The organism is Pseudomonas sp. NPDC086112 (genome assembly GCF_044746425.1).
In the GTDB taxonomy this organism is placed as follows: Bacteria; Pseudomonadota; Gammaproteobacteria; order Pseudomonadales; family Pseudomonadaceae; genus Aquipseudomonas.
Genome location: NZ_JBIVCD010000020.1, coordinates 1 through 17,114, shown reverse-complemented (window position 1 = coordinate 17,114; position 17,114 = coordinate 1). Strand labels below are relative to the sequence as shown.

The window sequence follows — 17,114 nt, the reverse complement described above, 5'->3', positions numbered from 1 at the left end:
ATCACTGTAATGACCACCGAAAAAGTTAAGTACGGCGTCCATTCCGAAGCCGGCAAACTGCGTAAAGTCATGGTTTGCTCCCCCGGCCTGGCCCACCAGCGGCTGACCCCGAACAACTGCGATGAACTGCTTTTCGACGATGTGCTGTGGGTGGCTCAAGCCAAGCGTGACCATTTCGACTTCGTCACCAAAATGCGCGAGCGCAACGTCGATGTGCTGGAAATGCACAACCTGTTGACCGACATCGTTGCGATTCCTGAAGCGCTGGACTGGATCCTGGAGCGCAAGATCACCGCCAATTCGGTGGGCTTGGGTCTGGTCAATGAAACCGCATCCTGGCTGCGTAGCCTGGAGCCGCGCAAGATCGCCGAGTTTCTGATTGGCGGTGTCTCGGCCGATGACCTGCCGGACAGCTTTGGTGGCAAGACCATCCAGATGTTCCGCGAATTTCTCGGTCACTCCAGCTTCATTCTGCCGCCGCTGCCCAACACCCAGTTCACCCGTGACACCACCTGCTGGATCTACGGCGGCGTGACGCTCAACCCGATGTACTGGCCGGCGCGCCGTCAGGAAACCCTGCTGACCACCGCCATCTACAAATTCCATCCGCAGTTCACCAACGCCGACTTCCAGATCTGGTACGGCGACCCGGATCAGGACCATGGCAGCGCCACCCTTGAGGGCGGCGACGTGATGCCGATCGGCAACGGCGTGGTGCTGATCGGCATGGGCGAGCGTTCATCCCGCCAGGCCATCGGCCAATTGGCGGTCAACCTGTTCAAAAACAAAGCCGTCGAGCGGGTGATCGTCGCCGGCCTGCCGAAGTCCCGCGCCGCGATGCACCTGGACACCGTGTTCAGCTTCTGCGACCGCGACCTTGTGACCATTTTCCCGGAAGTGGTGAGCCAGATCGTCGCCTTCAGTGTGCGCCCTGACGAAAGCAAACCGGGCGGCGTCGACGTTCGCCGCGAAGAAACCAGCTTCCTCGACACCGTGGCCAAGGCCCTCAACCTCAAAGCGCTGCGCGTGGTGGAAACCGGCGGCAACGCCTTCGCCGCCGAACGCGAGCAATGGGACGACGGCAACAACGTGGTGGCCGTGGAACCCGGGGTGGTGATCGGTTACGACCGCAACACCTACACCAACACCCTGCTGCGCAAGGCCGGTGTGGAGGTCATCACCATCAGCGCCGGTGAACTCGGTCGCGGGCGTGGCGGCGGCCACTGCATGACCTGCCCGATCATCCGTGACCCTATCGACTATTAACTCTCAAACCCTGGCCGCCGCTTATCCAGCGCGGCCCGGGGGATAACCGATACCCAAGGAGATCCAATCATGGCTTTCAACATGCGCAACCGCAGCCTGCTGAGTTTGATGCACCACACCACTCGCGAGCTCAATTACCTGCTGGACCTGTCCCGTGACCTCAAACGCGCCAAGTACACCGGCACCGAGCGTCCGCACCTGCAAGGCAAAAACATCGCGCTGATCTTCGAAAAAACCTCGACCCGCACCCGCTGCGCCTTCGAAGTCGCAGCCCATGACCAGGGCGCCCACGTCACTTACATCGACCCGGTGTCGTCGCAGATCGGCCACAAGGAAAGCATGAAAGACACCGCCCGCGTGCTGGGGCGGATGTTCGACGCCATCGAGTACCGTGGCTTCGAACAGGAAATTGTCGAAGAACTGGCGAAGTTCGCCGGCGTGCCGGTGTTCAACGGTTTGACCGCTGAATTCCACCCGACGCAAATGATCGCCGACACCCTGACCATGCGTGAACACAGCGACAAGCCGCTGCACGACATCAGCTACGCCTACCTCGGCGATGCCCGCTACAACATGGGCAACTCGCTGTTGATGATCGGCGCCAAACTCGGCATGGACGTGCGCATCGCCGCACCGAAAGCGCTGTGGCCACATCAGGACTTCATCGATCAGTGCAAAGCCTTCGCCGAGGAAAGCGGCGCGCGCATCACCATCACCGAAGACCCGAAGGAAGCGGTCAAGGGCGTGGACTTCATCCACACCGACATCTGGGTGTCGATGGGCGAGCCGGTGGAGGCGTGGGACGAGCGCATTGAGCAACTGCTGCCCTACCAGGTCAACGCCGAGATGATGAAGGCCTCGGGCAACCCGCGCGTGAAATTCATGCACTGCCTGCCGGCGTTCCACAACAGCGAAACCAAGGTCGGCAAGGACATCGCCGCGCGCTATCCGCACCTGGCCAACGGCGTCGAAGTGACCGAAGACGTTTTCGAGTCGCCGGCCAACATCGCCTTCGAGCAAGCGGAAAACCGCATGCACACCATCAAGGCGATTCTGGTGTCGGCGCTGGCGGATATCTAAAGGCCCGGCTCGGTCACTCCTGGCGAAACACGGTCAATGTGGGAGCAGGCTTGCTCGCGAAAAGCGGTGTAACAGGCAACATTGATGTCGACTGACACGACGCCTTCGCGAGCAAGCCCGCTCCCACACAATCCCGGTTCCCACAGGGAGATCGAATCGCCCGCAACCTCTGTTTAGAAGGACTGCACTATGCGTATCGTCGTTGCTCTGGGCGGTAACGCCCTGCTCCGCCGGGGTGAACCCATGACCGCGGACAACCAGCGCACCAACATCCGGATCGCCACCGAACAGATCGCCAAGGTCCATCCCGGCAACCAACTGGTGATCGCCCACGGCAATGGTCCGCAGGTCGGCCTGCTGTCGCTGCAAGCGGCGGCCTACACCCAGGTGTCCGCTTACCCGCTGGACGTGCTGGGTGCCGAAACCGAAGGCATGATCGGCTACATCATCGAACAGGAATTGGGCAACCTGCTGGACTTCGAAGTCCCGTTCGCCACCCTGCTGACCCAGGTCGAAGTCGACCCCAACGATCCGGCGTTCCAGCATCCGAGCAAACCCATCGGCCCGGTCTATACCAAGGCCGAAGCGGAAAAACTCGCCGCCGAGAAAGGCTGGGCGATTGCGCCGGACGGCGACAAGTTCCGTCGCGTGGTGGCCAGCCCGAAACCTAAACGCATCTTCGAAATCCGCCCCATCAAGTGGCTGCTGGAAAAAGGCAGCATCGTGATCTGCGCGGGCGGTGGTGGCATCCCGACGATGTATGGCGCCAGCGGCAAACTGCAAGGCGTGGAAGCGGTGATCGACAAGGACCTGTGCTCGGCGCTGCTGGCCGAACAGCTTGAAAGCGATCTGTTGGTGATCGCCACCGACGTCAATGCGGCGTTCATCGACTTTGGCAAACCGACCCAGAAAGCCATCGCCCAGGCCCACCCCGATGAGATGGAAAAACTCGGCTTCGCCGCCGGCTCCATGGGACCGAAGGTCCAGGCGGCCTGCGAGTTCGCCCGCCATACTGGAAAAACCGCGGTGATCGGTTCACTCTCGGACATCGAAGCGATCGTCCAGGGCAAGGCCGGCACGCGTATCAGTACGGCGACACCTGGCATAACTTACTTGTAAGGAGAGACGTCAATGGCAACGTTTGAGCCCGGTCATCTGCACATCGAGCGCCACGCGCTGACCCCGGATGATGTCAACTACAACGTGCACCTCGACTATGAAGTCTCGCAGGATCCCAAGAAAGGCAAAGGGATTCTGTTCACCATGCACGGCAGCATGCAGGGAAAAGACATGACGGAGACCTTCTTTCTGCCCAAGGAGGAGGCTTACAACTTCGCCAACAACGTGACGAAAATCGCCGAGAAGTACGGAATCCCGAAGACACACAGCCAGATCGGCTCGGTTCACAAGCATTACGATTTAATGTTTGAAGACATCCGGAAGCAGTTGGATATGAAATCCGGCGACCCGGTAAACCTCGAGAACTTCGAATAACCCTGGATGAACGCTGAACCTGTGGGAGCGGGCTTGCTCGCGAAGGCGGAGTGTCAGTCGACTAAATGTTGCCTGCTATACCGCTTTCGCGAGCAAGCCCGCTCCCACATTGGTTCGGTGTAGCCCTGAAGTCCTGCGCAGGATTTCACCATTGGCCCGCCCCAAGGCATACTTGCCACCCTTCGCACTCCAGAACCCAACCGCCCCATGCGTATCCACGTCAGCTTCATCGACCGCGTCGGCATCACCCAGGAAGTCCTGGCCCTGCTCGGTGGGCGCAACCTCAATCTGGATGCGGTGGAAATGGTCCCGCCCAACGTCTACATCGACGCCCCGACCTTGAGCCCGGCAGTGCTCGAAGAGCTACGCGATGCGCTGTTCAGCGTACGTGGCGTGCAAGCGGTGACGGTGGTCGACATTCTTCCCGGCCAGCGCCGTCACTTGCAGCTCGATGCGTTGCTCGCCGCCATGACCGACCCGGTGTTGGCTCTGGACAGCGCTGGCAAGGTGCTGCTGGCCAACCCGGCGCTGATCGCCCTGTACGGCCGCGAACCGGCGGGTGAAAGCATCAGCGAGCTGTTTGCCGACCCGGCGCTGCTCGACACGTTGCTGGAAAACGGCTTCCGCCTGCCGCTGCGGGAGATCACCGTCAACGGCCAGACCCTGCTGCTGGACGCCACGCCGATAACCGACGCCGGCGCGCTGCTGACCCTGTATCAACCGAACCGCATCGGCGAACGCCTCTCGGCGCTGCACCACGATCACGCCGAAGGCTTCGATGCCCTGCTCGGCGAATCCCCGGCGATTCGTACGCTCAAGGCTCGCGCCCAACGGGTTGCGGCCCTCGATGCACCGTTGCTGATCCAGGGCGAGACCGGCACCGGTAAAGAACTGGTGGCCCGCGCCTGCCACGCCATCAGCGCCCGCCACGGTTCGCCGTTCCTGGCCTTGAACTGCGCGGCATTGCCAGAAAACCTCGCCGAAAGCGAGCTGTTCGGCTATGCCCCCGGTGCCTTCACCGGCGCGCAACGGGGCGGTAAACCGGGGCTGATGGAACTGGCCAACCAGGGCACGGTATTTCTCGACGAGATCGGTGAAATGTCGCCGTATTTGCAGGCGAAACTGCTGCGCTTTCTCAACGACGGCAGCTTCCGACGGGTTGGTGGCGATCGCGAAGTGAAGGTCAATGTGCGGATCCTCAGCGCGACTCACCGCGATCTGGAAAAAATGGTCAGTGAAGGTACCTTCCGCGAAGACCTGTTTTATCGCCTCAACGTGCTGAATGTCGAAGTCCCGCCGTTGCGCGAACGGGGCCAGGACATTCTGCTGCTGGCACGCTACTTCATGCAGCAGGCCTGCGCGCAGATCCAGCGCCCGGTCTGTCGCCTGGCGCCGGGCACTTATCCGGCGCTGCTAGACAATCGCTGGCCGGGGAACGTGCGGCAATTGCAGAACGTAATCTTCCGCGCCGCGGCGATTTGCGAAAGCAGCCTGGTGGACATCGGCGACCTCGACATCGCTGGCACCTCCGTGGCGCGCCAGAGCGACAGCGAGGTCGACAGCCTCGAACAGGCCATGGAAGAGTTCGAGAAAACCCTGCTGGAAAAGCTCTACGTCAGCTACCCCTCGACCCGCCAACTGGCCAACCGCCTGCAAACCTCCCATACCGCGATCGCCCATCGGTTGCGTAAGTACGGCATACCCAATAAGCCTTAAAGCATCACTCGGTCAAATGTGGGAACGGGCTTGCTCGCGAAGGCGGAGTGTCAGTCAACATCCATGTTGAGTGTTATACCGCTTTCGCGAGCAAGCCCGCTCCCACATGTATTGCATCGCCTTCAAAACAGAATTCAAAAACGACCTCCATCTGTACTGAAAGCGCTACAGTGGAATGATATCGCTACACCCTCTCCTGATCGCCGCTGTGCAAGGCTTTGATCCACCTCAGCTTTTTTCTTCAGTCTGTGCTGTAGCGATTTCGCTACAGCAAGTCCTTCTCCCTCTTCCGCAAAAACAAATAACTTATTGATTTATAAAGAATAAATAACATTGGCCGCGTTTTTGCTTAGTAACCATCCATAAAGTACGGCATTGCCGAGCATTCAATCGCGTCCACCAGACGAGTCTGGCCCCCTTAGGAGTTTCCATGAGCGAGTTGCGTTTTACTGAAGATCACGAATGGCTGCGCACCGAAGCTGACGGCACCGTCACAGTCGGCATCACCGCTTTCGCACAGAACGCCCTGGGCGACGTGGTTTTCGTACAACTGCCTGAGCTGCAGTCCTACGACAAAGGCGCTGAAGCCGCCACCGTGGAATCGGTAAAAGCCGCCAGCGGCGTGTACATGCCACTCGACGGTGAAGTGCTGGAAGTGAACCCGGCGCTGGACAGCAGCCCTGAACTGGTCAACGAAGATCCGCTGGGCGAAGGCTGGTTCTTCCGCTTCAAGCCAACCGACGCCTCGGCTGTCGGCCAACTGCTGGATCAAGACGCTTACGACCGTCTGATCGCCCAAGCCTGAGGAGTGCCGACATGACTCAAGTACTTCCTGTTTCTGTAAATGTCAGCACCGCCAACGAGTTCATCGCCCGCCACATCGGCCCGCGTGCAGGTGATGAGCAAGCCATGCTCAACAGCCTCGGTTTCGACTCCCTGGAAGCCCTGAGCGCCAGCGTCATTCCCGATAGCATCAAAGGCACCAGCGTCCTCGGCCTGGAAGACGGCCTGAGTGAAGCGGATGCCCTGGCGCTGATCAAATCCATCGCCGGCAAAAACCGGCTGTTCAAGACCTACATCGGTCAGGGCTACTACGGCACTCACACGCCGTCGCCGATCCTGCGCAACCTGCTGGAAAACCCGGCCTGGTACACCGCTTACACTCCGTACCAGCCAGAAATTTCCCAAGGCCGTCTCGAAGCGCTGCTGAACTTCCAGACCCTGATCAGCGACCTCACCGGCCTGCCGATCGCCAACGCCTCCCTGCTCGACGAAGCCACCGCCGCTGCTGAAGCCATGACCTTCTGCAAACGCCTGAGCAAGAACAAAGGCAGCCATGCGTTCTTCGCCTCGGTGCATTGCCACCCGCAAACCCTCGACGTGCTGCGCACCCGTGCCGAGCCGTTGGGCATCGACGTGGTGGTCGGCGACGAGCGCGAACTGAGCGACGTCAGCGCGTTCTTCGGTGCTTTGCTGCAATACCCGGCCAGCAACGGTGATGTGTTCGACTACCGCGAACTGACCGAGCGTTTCCACGCTGCTAATGCGCTGGTCGCAGTCGCCGCTGACCTGCTGGCCCTGACCGTGCTGACTCCGCCGGGCGAGTTCGGCGCCGACGTGGCCATCGGCAGCGCGCAACGCTTTGGCGTGCCGTTGGGTTTCGGTGGTCCACACGCGGCCTACTTCTCCACCCGCGATGCGTTCAAGCGCGACATGCCAGGCCGTCTGGTCGGCGTTTCCGTGGACCGTTTCGGCAAGCCGGCCCTGCGCCTGGCCATGCAGACCCGCGAGCAACATATCCGCCGCGAGAAAGCCACCAGCAACATCTGCACCGCCCAGGTTCTGCTGGCCAACATTGCCAGCATGTACGCCGTGTACCACGGCCCGAAAGGCCTGACGCAGATCGCCCAGCGCATTCATCACCTGACCGCGATCCTCGCCAAAGGCTTGAGCGCATTGGGTCTGACCGTCGAGCAAGCCAACTTCTTCGACACGCTGACAATTAAAACCGGCGTTAACACCGCCAAGCTGCACGACCAGGCGCGTGCTCAGCAGATCAACCTGCGCGTCGTCGATGCTGAACGTCTGGGCCTGTCGCTGGACGAAACCACGTCGCAAGCTGACGTTGAAACCCTGTGGAGCGTGCTATCTGAAGGCAAGACGCTGCCAGATTTCGCCGCCCTCGCCGCCTCGGTGGTCAGCACCCTCCCGGCCGCGCTGGTTCGCCAGTCGCCGATCCTCAGCCATCCGGTGTTCAACCGTTACCACTCGGAAACCGAGCTGATGCGCTACCTGCGCAAGCTCGCCGACAAGGACCTGGCCCTGGATCGCACCATGATTCCGCTGGGTTCCTGCACCATGAAACTCAACGCCGCCAGCGAAATGATCCCGGTCACCTGGGCTGAATTCGGTGCCCTGCACCCGTTCGCCCCAGCCGAGCAAAGTGCCGGCTATCAGCAGTTGACCGATGAACTGGAAGCGATGCTCTGCGCCGCCACCGGTTACGACTCGATCTCCTTGCAACCGAACGCCGGCTCCCAAGGTGAATACGCTGGCCTGCTGGCGATCCGCGCCTACCACCAGAGCCGTGGCGAAGACCGTCGCGACATCTGCCTGATCCCCTCGTCTGCTCACGGCACCAACCCGGCCACCGCCAACATGGCTGGCATGCGTGTGGTTGTGACTGCCTGCGATGCCCGCGGGAACGTCGACATCGAAGACCTGCGCGCCAAGGCCATCGAGCACCGCGAACACCTCGCCGCGCTGATGATCACCTACCCGTCCACCCACGGCGTGTTCGAAGAAGGCATCCGCGTCATCTGCGGCATCATTCACGACAACGGCGGCCAGGTGTACATCGACGGCGCCAACATGAATGCCATGGTCGGCCTCTGCGCACCGGGCAAGTTCGGCGGTGACGTATCCCACCTGAACCTGCACAAAACCTTCTGCATCCCACACGGCGGTGGCGGCCCGGGCGTCGGCCCGATTGGCGTCAAGTCGCACCTGACGCCGTTCCTGCCGGGCCACGCCCAGATGGAACGCAAAGAAGGCGCGGTCTGCGCGGCACCGTTCGGCAGCGCGAGCATTCTGCCGATCACCTGGATGTACATTCGAATGATGGGTGGCGCGGGTCTCAAGCGTGCTTCGCAACTGGCGATCCTGAATGCCAACTACATTTCCCGTCGCCTCGAAGAGCACTACCCAGTGCTGTACACCGGCAGCAACGGGTTGGTGGCGCACGAATGCATCCTCGACCTGCGTCCGTTGAAAGACAGCAGCGGCATCAGTGTCGATGACGTCGCCAAGCGCCTGATCGACTTCGGCTTCCACGCCCCGACCATGTCGTTCCCGGTAGCCGGCACGTTGATGATCGAGCCGACCGAAAGCGAATCCAAGGAAGAACTGGATCGCTTCTGCGACGCCATGATCCGCATCCGCGAAGAAATCCGCGCGGTGGAAAACGGCACGCTGGACAAGGACGACAACCCGCTGAAAAACGCGCCACACACCGCCGCGGAAATCGTCGGTGAGTGGACTCACCCGTACAGCCGCGAGCAAGCGGTGTACCCGGTAGCGTCGCTGATCGAAGGCAAGTACTGGCCACCGGTCGGTCGCGTCGACAACGTCTTCGGCGATCGCAACCTGGTCTGCGCCTGCCCGTCGATCGAAAGCTACGCTTGATCTATGGGGGGGCGGGCTCACTCGCCCCCCCTATTCAACAACACCACATTCCCCTGTAGGAGCGAGGCTTGCCCGCGAAGAGGCCATCAAGACCGCTAAAAGCTTCGCGGGCAAGCCTCGCTCCTACAGTTTCGCGTTGCGCCTATAACAAGAAACCGGAGAACAACCATGTCGTTAAGCGTGTTCGACCTGTTCAAGATTGGCATCGGCCCCTCCAGCTCCCACACCGTCGGCCCGATGCGTGCCGCTGCGCGTTTCGCCGAAGGTCTGCGCCGTGAAGGGCTGCTGGCGGTAACCACCTGCGTCAAGGTCGAGCTCTACGGCTCCCTCGGCGCCACCGGCAAAGGCCACGGCAGCGACAAGGCCGTGTTACTGGGCCTGGAAGGCGAACACCCGGATACCGTGGACACCGAAACCGTCGCCGCTCGCCTGCAAGAGATTCGCGGCAGCGGTCGCTTGAACCTGCTCGGCGAACACAGCATTGCGTTCAACGAGAAAGAACACCTGGCAATGATCCGCAAACCGTTGGCCTATCACCCCAACGGCATGATCTTTCGCGCGTTCGATGCCGCTGGCCTGCAAATCCGCAGCCGCGAGTACTACTCGGTTGGTGGCGGGTTCGTGGTCGATGAAGACGCTGCCGGCGCCGACCGCATCGTCGAAGACGCCACCCCGTTGACCTTCCCGTTCAAAAGCGCCAAGGACTTGCTCGGTCATTGCACCACCTATGGCTTGTCCATCAGCCAAGTGATGCTGACCAACGAAAGTGCCTGGCGTCCGGAGGCGGAAACCCGTGCCGGTTTACTGAAGATCTGGCAAGTGATGCAAGACTGCGTCGCCGCCGGTTGCCGCAACGAAGGCATCCTGCCCGGTGGACTGAAGGTCAAACGCCGGGCTGCAGCGCTGCATCGGCAACTGTGCAACAACCCGGAATCGTCACTGCGTGATCCGCTGTCGGTGCTGGACTGGGTCAACCTGTACGCCTTGGCGGTCAACGAAGAAAACGCCAACGGCGGACGCGTGGTCACCGCGCCCACCAATGGTGCAGCCGGAATCATCCCGGCGGTGTTGCATTACTACATGCGCTTCATCCCTGGCGCCAACGAAGACGGCGTGGTGCGCTTTCTGCTGACGGCCGCCGCGATCGGCATTCTGTACAAGGAAAACGCCTCGATCTCCGGCGCCGAAGTCGGCTGTCAGGGCGAGGTTGGCGTCGCCTGTTCCATGGCCGCCGGTGCCTTGTGTGAAGTGCTTGGCGGCACCGTGCAGCAGGTGGAAAACGCCGCCGAAATCGGCATGGAACACAACCTCGGCCTGACCTGCGACCCGATTGGCGGATTGGTGCAAGTACCTTGCATCGAGCGCAATGCCATGGGCTCGGTCAAGGCCATCAATGCGGTGCGCATGGCCCTGCGAGGCGACGGTCAGCACTTCGTCTCCCTCGACAAAGTCATCCGCACCATGCGCCAGACCGGCGCCGACATGAAAAGCAAATACAAGGAAACCGCCCGTGGCGGTTTGGCGGTCAACATTATCGAGTGCTGATGCGCGCATCTGCACTATTTTCAGGAGCTGGATATGTCCACCGAACAACTGTTGAAAACCCCGTTGCACGCACTGCATCTCGAACTCGGCGCCCGCATGGTGCCGTTTGCCGGCTACGATATGCCGGTGCAATACCCGTTGGGCGTGATGAAAGAACACCAGCACACCCGTGATCAGGCCGGGTTGTTCGATGTTTCGCACATGGGCCAGATCCGCCTGACCGGCGCCAACGCGGCCAAAGCCCTGGAGACTCTGGTGCCGGTGGACATCATCGACCTGCCAGTGGGCATGCAGCGCTACGCGATGTTCACCAACGAGACCGGCGGCATCCTCGACGACCTGATGGTCGCCAACCTCGGTAATGACGAACTGTTCCTAGTGGTCAACGCCGCTTGCAAGGATCAGGACCTGGAGCACCTGCGCAAGCACATCGGCGACCAGTGCACCATCGAGCCGCTGTTCGAAGAACGCGCACTGCTGGCGTTGCAAGGCCCGGCCGCCGTCACCGTGCTCTCACGCCTGGCGCCTGAAGTGGCGAAGATGACCTTTATGCAGTTCGCCCGCGTGAAGTTGTTGGGCGTGGACTGCTTTGTCAGCCGTTCGGGCTACACCGGTGAAGACGGTTTCGAAATCTCCGTACCGGCCGCCAATGCCGAAGCCCTGGCTCGCGCCTTGCTGGCCGAACCGGAAGTGGCGGCCATCGGCCTCGGCGCTCGCGATTCCCTGCGCCTGGAAGCCGGCCTGTGCCTCTACGGCCACGACATGAACACCGAAACCACCCCGATCGAAGCCAGCCTGCTGTGGGCCATCTCCAAGCCTCGTCGTGCCGATGGCGCGCGGGCCGGTGGCTTCCCCGGCGCTGAAATCGTTTTCGCCCAGCAGCAAGCCGGTGTCAGCCGCAAACGCGTTGGCCTGCTGCCGCAGGAACGTACGCCGGTGCGCGAAGGTGCGGAAATCGTCAACGAAGCCGGCGAAATCATCGGCAGCGTGTGCAGCGGCGGCTTCGGTCCGACCCTCGGCGGTCCTTTGGCCATGGGTTACCTCGACAGCGCTTATATCGCTTTGAATACGCCGGTTTGGGCAATTGTTCGTGGGAAAAAGGTGCCTTTGCTTGTAAGCAAAATGCCATTTGTTCCACAACGCTACTATCGTGGTTGATCGACCGTTTCTATAAGTAACGCGGTTGCGTTAACAGTGCACTAATCTGTAACGCAGCCGCCATAAAACAGTGCGAACGTTTCGTTTATGAACGTTACTTATAACGATCGAAAACAACTGAACAACTCCATCGAATAAGCCGGCGCTAGTGCCACCAACCCGAGGAAATCCGGGCCTTCGCAGGGCTTGTTTTTTCTCCCGTAGTTGGCGTAGAGTTTGTTCACTGTGTTTGCATGGGTCGCTTGGAATCGTGACCTGGGCAGTAGCCTACAAGTTAGCTACATCCCGTTCGACGTCTTCTTACTCTCCTGCAACCAGCCCCAGTACTCTTTCACCAGAAGGAGACTGTCATTCATTTTTGCGTCAAAGGAAATAAGAAATGTCCCAACGTCAGAGCGGTACCGTCAAGTGGTTTAACGACGAGAAAGGTTTTGGTTTTATCACTCCAGAAAGCGGTCCGGATCTGTTCGTACATTTCCGCGCTATTCAGGGCAACGGCTTCAAGAGCCTGAAAGAAGGCCAGAAAGTGACGTTCGTTGCTGTGCAAGGCCAGAAAGGCATGCAGGCTGACGAAGTACAAGCAGAAGCCTGATCTTCTGTAACGAAAAAGCCCCTGATACTGATATCAGGGGCTTTTTTGTGCGCGTAAATCCGTAAAATGGCTTCTTTTTCCGTTCAGAGGCTGCCATGTCGAAACACCTGCTCTACCCACAGGGCGACTTCCCCGCCGTCGGCCTGGGTCGTCGCCTGGCAGCGATGTTCTACGACTTCCTGTTATGCACCGCCCTGCTGATCGTCACCAGCGGCGTTTACAAGATGATCCAGATGGCGATCATCGGCGAAGGCCAAATGCGTGCCTTGACCGAAGCCGGTGCGCTGGACGGTGATCCACTGCTATCGACGGTGCTGTTGTTCGTGCTTTTCGGTTTCTTTGCCAAGTTCTGGACCTGGTCGGGGCAGACACTGGGCATGCAGGTGTGGGGCATCCGCGTGCAAAACACCGACGGCTCATCCATCAGCCTGTGGCAGGCTCTGTTGCGCTTTGTGGTGTCGATCGCGTCCTGGATATGCCTCGGGCTGGGGTTCTTCTGGTCGCTGTTCGACAAGCAGAAGCGCAGTTGGCATGACATCTACTCCAACACCCAGCTCGTGCGGATTCCGAAGAAGACAAAGTGATTCAGCTATACACAAATCAATGTGGGAGCGGGCTTGCTCGCGAAAGCGGTGTGTCAGACAACATCAATGTTGACTGATACGCCCTCTTCGCGAGCAAGCCCGCTCCCACAGTTTTTGCATCTTGACTGACAGACCTCAGGCGTTGCCGGCCAACTTCATCCGCGCCGCCTGCGTGAAATCAAGCATCCGCTTCAACGGCCGCACCGCCTGCGGAATCAACGCCGGATCAACGAAGATCTCGTTGGTGCCCTCGCGCAAGCTCTTCAGCGTGCGCTCAAGGGTGTTCATCGCCATCCACGGGCAATGTGCGCAACTGCGGCAGGCTGCGCCGTTACCGGCCGTTGGCGCCTCGATGAAGACCTTGTCCGGGCACAGCTGCTGCATCTTGTAGAAGATGCCACGGTCGGTGGCGACGATCAGGGTCTTGTTCGGCAGACTTTGCGCCGCAGCGATCAGCTGACTGGTGGAACCCACCGCGTCGGCCAAATCGATTACGGCGGTCGGCGACTCCGGGTGCACCAGGATGGCCGCATCCGGGTACAGCGCTTTCATGTCTTCGAGCTGTTTGGCCTTGAACTCTTCATGGACGATGCAAGCACCGTCCCACAGCAGCATGTCGGCGCCGGTCTTGCGCTGGATATAAGTGCCCAGGTGCTTGTCCGGGGCCCAGATGATGGTTTCGCCGTTATCCATCAGGCTTTCGACGATTTCCAGCGCGCAGCTGGACGTCACTACCCAGTCTGCCCGGGCTTTGACCGCCGCCGAGGTGTTGGCATACACCACCACCGTACGTTCCGGATGCTGATCGCAGAACGCCGAGAACTCGTCCACCGGGCAACCCAGGTCCAGCGAGCAAGTCGCTTCCAGGGTCGGCATCAGTACACGTTTTTCAGGGTTGAGGATTTTCGCGGTTTCGCCCATGAACTTCACACCGGCGACCACCACAGTCTTGGCCGGGTGGGCATTGCCGAAGCGAGCCATCTCCAGAGAGTCGGAGACGCAACCACCGGTTTCTTCGGCCAGGGCCTGAATGACCGGATCGCAATAGAAGTGGGCAACCAGCACCGCGTCCTGAGCCTTGAGCTCGGCAGCGATGGCAGTACGGTAATAAGCCTCTTCCTCGGCGGTCAGCGGCTTGGGCTGCTTGGCGTCGAGGTGGGCTTGAACCAGAAGGCGTTCGGAAATCTGCGTCATGTTCGCAAGACCTGCAGGCGCTTTCGCGCGAAAGTCGAGTATACACCCGGCTCCGGACCCTTAAGGGTACCGCCGGGAGAGTGAGTATTCATCAGGCGTGGATAGCGTTGAAGCTGCGCAAGGCTACAGAATATCCCGTGGATGCAAAAGATGATTCTGACCTGCGTCACCCGGACTGAGTGGACCTCAAATCGCAGGCAAAAAAAAACCCGGAAATCCTCACTTACGTGGGCCTTCCAGATTTTTTAAAATGGTGGGTCGTGTGGGATTCGAACCTACGACCAATTGGTTAAAAGCCAACTGCTCTACCAACTGAGCTAACGACCCGCTGTGTGGTGGCGCGTATAATACTGATTTTTAAGGACTATTCAACACCTAATTTGAAATAAATCAAAAATAAGGTGTTGGGTCGGTCACACCGGCCGCCGCGAAGCCTTCTGCACGCAGGCGGCAGCTGTCACATTTACCGCAGGCGCGGCCATTATCGTCTGCCTGATAGCAGGAAACGGTCAGCCCGTAATCGACGCCAAGCTTCACGCCAGCCTGAACGATCTGCGCCTTGCTCAGGTTCTGCAGTGGCGCCTGGATACGGAAGCCCTGCCCTTCTACCCCGGCCTTGGTCGCCAGGTTGGCCATGCGCTCGAAGGCTTCGATGAACTCGGGACGGCAATCCGGGTAACCGGAGTAATCCACCGCGTTAACGCCGATAAAGATGTCACGCGCGCCCAGCACTTCGGCCCAGCCCAGCGCCAGGGACAGAAACACGGTGTTGCGCGCCGGCACGTAAGTCACCGGGATACCTTCACCCGGTGTTTCCGGCACATCGATACTAGTGTCGGTCAACGCCGAGCCGCCGATACCGTTCAGGTTCAGGCCGATCACCTTGTGCTCGACCACACCCAAGTCTTGGGCGACGCGTGCGGCGGCGTGCAATTCGGCGTGAGACCGCTGACCGTAATCGAAGCTCATGGTGTAGCAGCTGTAGCCTTCGGCACGAGCCATGGCCACGACTGTCGCGGAGTCGAGGCCACCGGACAGCAGGATGACCGCACGTTTTTCTGCAGTGTTCAGTTGTTCAGTCATTTCAGCGCCCCGGCTCGTCATTCCAAAGATATTTATGCAGCTGCAATTGCAGGCGCACAGGCAGATTGTCCGCCACCACCCAGTCCGCCAGATCACGCGCGTTCAGGTCATGGTGGCTCGGCGAGAACAGGACTTCGCCGGCACGCTGGTCAAGACCGTACTGAATCAGCTTGGACACGGCCCAGTCGTAGTCTTCCCGCGAGCAGATGACAAACTTTACCTGATCGTTAGGCGTGAGCAGCTCGATGTTCTCGTAGCGGTTGCGATGTGCTTCTTTTGAACCCGGGGTTTTCAGGTCGACGACGCGACTGACCCGTGGATCGACCGCCGAGATATCCAGCGCGCCACTGGTTTCCAGCGACACTTCGTAGCCGGCATCACACAACTGCTTGAGCAAGGGAATGGCATTAGGTTGCGCCAGGGGCTCGCCGCCCGTGACACAGACGTAACGCGGGCGAAAACCGGCCACTTGCTCGAGGATGTCGTCGAGCATGCGGATGGTGCCGCCCGTGAAGGCGTAGGCGCTGTCGCAGTATTGGCAACGCAATGGGCAACCGGTCAGGCGCACAAAAACAGTGGGCAGCCCGGCAGTCCGCGTTTCACCCTGCAACGAGTAGAAAACTTCGGTGATTCTCAATGTGTCTTGCATAGTCGCCACGGGCGTAACAGCTAAACAGGCTGTCCGCCTCCGTCAGGCACTTCAAGGAACCTCGCCAACGCGCAGATCCCAAAAAGCGTGTTTCATAAAAAGGGCATGAATTCTAACGAAAAAACCCGCGACAAGCGCGGGTTTCTTCAAAACAGTCCAAGCAAGCTTACATGCGCTGCAAGTCCCGCTGCGCCAGCTGAGCGGCGGAAGTGCCCGGATATTGGGACACGACCTGCTGCAGAATGCCTTTGACCCGGTCGGTATGACCAAGGCGGCGCTCTACATCAGCGAGCTTGTACAGCGAGTCAGGCACTTTTGGGTGCTTGGGGTACAGCTGCGATACCTTGGCAAATGCCTGACCTGCGCCTTGCAGATCACCTTTGGCCAGGTTCACTTCACCCAACCAGTACTGGGCGTTGCCCGCGTATTGGCTGTTCGGGTATTTGCGCAGGAATGCGGCGAAAGCCTGGCTGGCCTTGTCGAAATCCTTGGCTTTGATCAGGTCGAAGGCTGCATCGTAATACAGTTTCTCCTTCGCCGGATCAGCCGGTTCGCCACCCGCGGCAGGCGCTTGTGTGGAAGTGGCAGCGGCTGCCGTTCCCGCACCTGCGCCGGCTGCTGCACCGGGGGCATTCAAGTTGCCACCGGTGGAAGAATTATCAGGAGTCGCGGCTGGTGCAACGCCGGTTCCTATGCGCCGATCAAGATCCTGATATCGCTCCAGGTTCTCTTGCTTCATGCGCGCTACATCATTTTGCAGAACTTCGATCACACCCTGTTGGCGTGAGATCTGCTCCTGCATCGATTGCAGTTGGTTGAACAGCTCGCCCTGTGCCGAGACAGGGGCCGAAACCCCTCCCCCGGCATAGGCGCCGTTCGTACCGTAACCCGCAGGCGGATAACTACTCCCGCTATTGTTATAGCCGGAGTTGTCCTCGACCACAGGAACCGCAGCCCACACCGCAAGCGGTGCGAGGCTGAGAGCCAAAACAGTTACAGCACGACGGCACGTTCGCATGACGAATTACTTACGCAGTTCGACGCGAGGGTTTTGAGCCCAGGACTGCTC

At 60.0% G+C, this 17,114-nt stretch carries 15 protein-coding genes and 1 tRNA gene; 11 read left to right on the top strand and 5 right to left on the bottom strand.

Annotation, left to right across the window (positions count from 1 at the left end; translation table 11 throughout):
• Nucleotides 1–9: 9 nt before the first annotated feature.
• The 11 genes from arcA (at nucleotide 10) to ACIPLA_RS15620 (ending at nucleotide 13,119) form a co-directional block, all read left to right on the top strand.
• Nucleotides 10–1,266 carry an arginine deiminase gene (gene arcA, locus ACIPLA_RS15670; RefSeq protein WP_123495475.1) on the top strand — a complete coding sequence of 419 codons (1,257 nt, stop codon included), beginning with the start codon at nucleotides 10–12 and terminating at the stop codon, nucleotides 1,264–1,266.
• 69 nt (nucleotides 1,267–1,335) lie between these two features.
• Nucleotides 1,336–2,346, top strand: a complete 1,011-nt coding sequence (locus ACIPLA_RS15665; protein ID WP_123495477.1) for an ornithine carbamoyltransferase — start codon at nucleotides 1,336–1,338, stop codon at nucleotides 2,344–2,346.
• A gap of 189 nt (nucleotides 2,347–2,535) precedes the next feature.
• Nucleotides 2,536–3,465, top strand: coding sequence for a carbamate kinase (arcC, locus tag ACIPLA_RS15660; RefSeq protein WP_192343879.1), 930 nt, complete (start codon nucleotides 2,536–2,538; stop codon nucleotides 3,463–3,465).
• Nucleotides 3,466–3,477: 12 nt separating this feature from the next.
• Nucleotides 3,478–3,840 carry a DUF5064 family protein gene (locus ACIPLA_RS15655; protein ID WP_123495482.1) on the top strand — a complete coding sequence of 121 codons (363 nt, stop codon included), beginning with the start codon at nucleotides 3,478–3,480 and terminating at the stop codon, nucleotides 3,838–3,840.
• 207 nt (nucleotides 3,841–4,047) lie between these two features.
• Nucleotides 4,048–5,556: a sigma-54-dependent transcriptional regulator gene (locus ACIPLA_RS15650; RefSeq protein WP_218397910.1), complete on the top strand. Its 1,509-nt coding sequence runs from the start codon at nucleotides 4,048–4,050 to the stop codon at nucleotides 5,554–5,556.
• A gap of 430 nt (nucleotides 5,557–5,986) precedes the next feature.
• The gene (gcvH, locus tag ACIPLA_RS15645; RefSeq protein ID WP_123495486.1) at nucleotides 5,987–6,361 is read left to right on the top strand and encodes a glycine cleavage system protein GcvH; all 375 of its coding nucleotides are present in this window, start codon (nucleotides 5,987–5,989) and stop codon (nucleotides 6,359–6,361) included.
• Nucleotides 6,362–6,372: 11 nt separating this feature from the next.
• Nucleotides 6,373–9,240 (top strand): aminomethyl-transferring glycine dehydrogenase, encoded by a 2,868-nt coding sequence (gcvP, locus tag ACIPLA_RS15640; RefSeq protein ID WP_401173987.1) that lies wholly within the window; start codon nucleotides 6,373–6,375, stop codon nucleotides 9,238–9,240.
• Between the two features lie 168 nt (nucleotides 9,241–9,408).
• Nucleotides 9,409–10,785 carry an L-serine ammonia-lyase gene (locus tag ACIPLA_RS15635; RefSeq protein WP_401173984.1) on the top strand — a complete coding sequence of 459 codons (1,377 nt, stop codon included), beginning with the start codon at nucleotides 9,409–9,411 and terminating at the stop codon, nucleotides 10,783–10,785.
• A 33-nt stretch (nucleotides 10,786–10,818) separates the two neighbouring features.
• Complete coding sequence (gene gcvT, locus ACIPLA_RS15630; protein WP_401173981.1) at nucleotides 10,819–11,943, top strand: glycine cleavage system aminomethyltransferase GcvT; 1,125 nt, start codon at nucleotides 10,819–10,821, stop codon at nucleotides 11,941–11,943.
• Nucleotides 11,944–12,322: 379 nt separating this feature from the next.
• Nucleotides 12,323–12,535, top strand: a complete 213-nt coding sequence (locus ACIPLA_RS15625) for a cold-shock protein (RefSeq protein WP_003175786.1) — start codon at nucleotides 12,323–12,325, stop codon at nucleotides 12,533–12,535.
• A gap of 95 nt (nucleotides 12,536–12,630) precedes the next feature.
• On the top strand, nucleotides 12,631–13,119 hold the full coding sequence (locus tag ACIPLA_RS15620; protein WP_401173979.1) for an RDD family protein: 489 nt from the start codon (nucleotides 12,631–12,633) through the stop codon (nucleotides 13,117–13,119).
• 135 nt (nucleotides 13,120–13,254) lie between these two features.
• On the opposite strand, the gene nadA is transcribed toward ACIPLA_RS15620, so the two are convergent.
• From nadA to ybgF, 5 genes are all read right to left on the bottom strand, one after another.
• Nucleotides 13,255–14,313: a quinolinate synthase NadA gene (gene nadA / locus ACIPLA_RS15615; protein ID WP_048395651.1), complete on the bottom strand. Its 1,059-nt coding sequence runs from the start codon at nucleotides 14,311–14,313 to the stop codon at nucleotides 13,255–13,257.
• A gap of 251 nt (nucleotides 14,314–14,564) precedes the next feature.
• Nucleotides 14,565–14,640 (bottom strand) — tRNA-Lys (locus ACIPLA_RS15610).
• Between the two features lie 63 nt (nucleotides 14,641–14,703).
• Complete coding sequence (gene queC, locus ACIPLA_RS15605; RefSeq protein WP_401173976.1) at nucleotides 14,704–15,396, bottom strand: 7-cyano-7-deazaguanine synthase QueC; 693 nt, start codon at nucleotides 15,394–15,396, stop codon at nucleotides 14,704–14,706.
• Between the two features lies 1 nt (nucleotide 15,397).
• Nucleotides 15,398–16,045, bottom strand: coding sequence for a 7-carboxy-7-deazaguanine synthase QueE (gene queE, locus ACIPLA_RS15600; protein ID WP_401173973.1), 648 nt, complete (start codon nucleotides 16,043–16,045; stop codon nucleotides 15,398–15,400).
• A gap of 166 nt (nucleotides 16,046–16,211) precedes the next feature.
• A complete protein-coding gene (ybgF, locus tag ACIPLA_RS15595) occupies nucleotides 16,212–17,063 on the bottom strand; it encodes a tol-pal system protein YbgF (protein ID WP_401173970.1) in 852 nt (283 codons plus the stop codon).
• Between the last annotated feature and the right edge of the window lie 51 nt (nucleotides 17,064–17,114).

Coding starts and splice junctions, on each gene's coding strand:
- arcA (WP_123495475.1), top strand. CDS start 10: ATGACCACCGAAAAAGTTAAGTACGGCGTCCATTCCGAAGCCGGCAAA.
- ACIPLA_RS15665 (WP_123495477.1), top strand. CDS start 1,336: ATGGCTTTCAACATGCGCAACCGCAGCCTGCTGAGTTTGATGCACCAC.
- arcC (WP_192343879.1), top strand. CDS start 2,536: ATGCGTATCGTCGTTGCTCTGGGCGGTAACGCCCTGCTCCGCCGGGGT.
- ACIPLA_RS15655 (WP_123495482.1), top strand. CDS start 3,478: ATGGCAACGTTTGAGCCCGGTCATCTGCACATCGAGCGCCACGCGCTG.
- ACIPLA_RS15650 (WP_218397910.1), top strand. CDS start 4,048: ATGCGTATCCACGTCAGCTTCATCGACCGCGTCGGCATCACCCAGGAA.
- gcvH (WP_123495486.1), top strand. CDS start 5,987: ATGAGCGAGTTGCGTTTTACTGAAGATCACGAATGGCTGCGCACCGAA.
- gcvP (WP_401173987.1), top strand. CDS start 6,373: ATGACTCAAGTACTTCCTGTTTCTGTAAATGTCAGCACCGCCAACGAG.
- ACIPLA_RS15635 (WP_401173984.1), top strand. CDS start 9,409: ATGTCGTTAAGCGTGTTCGACCTGTTCAAGATTGGCATCGGCCCCTCC.
- gcvT (WP_401173981.1), top strand. CDS start 10,819: ATGTCCACCGAACAACTGTTGAAAACCCCGTTGCACGCACTGCATCTC.
- ACIPLA_RS15625 (WP_003175786.1), top strand. CDS start 12,323: ATGTCCCAACGTCAGAGCGGTACCGTCAAGTGGTTTAACGACGAGAAA.
- ACIPLA_RS15620 (WP_401173979.1), top strand. CDS start 12,631: ATGTCGAAACACCTGCTCTACCCACAGGGCGACTTCCCCGCCGTCGGC.
- nadA (WP_048395651.1), bottom strand. CDS start 14,313: ATGACGCAGATTTCCGAACGCCTTCTGGTTCAAGCCCACCTCGACGCC.
- queC (WP_401173976.1), bottom strand. CDS start 15,396: ATGACTGAACAACTGAACACTGCAGAAAAACGTGCGGTCATCCTGCTG.
- queE (WP_401173973.1), bottom strand. CDS start 16,045: ATGCAAGACACATTGAGAATCACCGAAGTTTTCTACTCGTTGCAGGGT.
- ybgF (WP_401173970.1), bottom strand. CDS start 17,063: ATGCGAACGTGCCGTCGTGCTGTAACTGTTTTGGCTCTCAGCCTCGCA.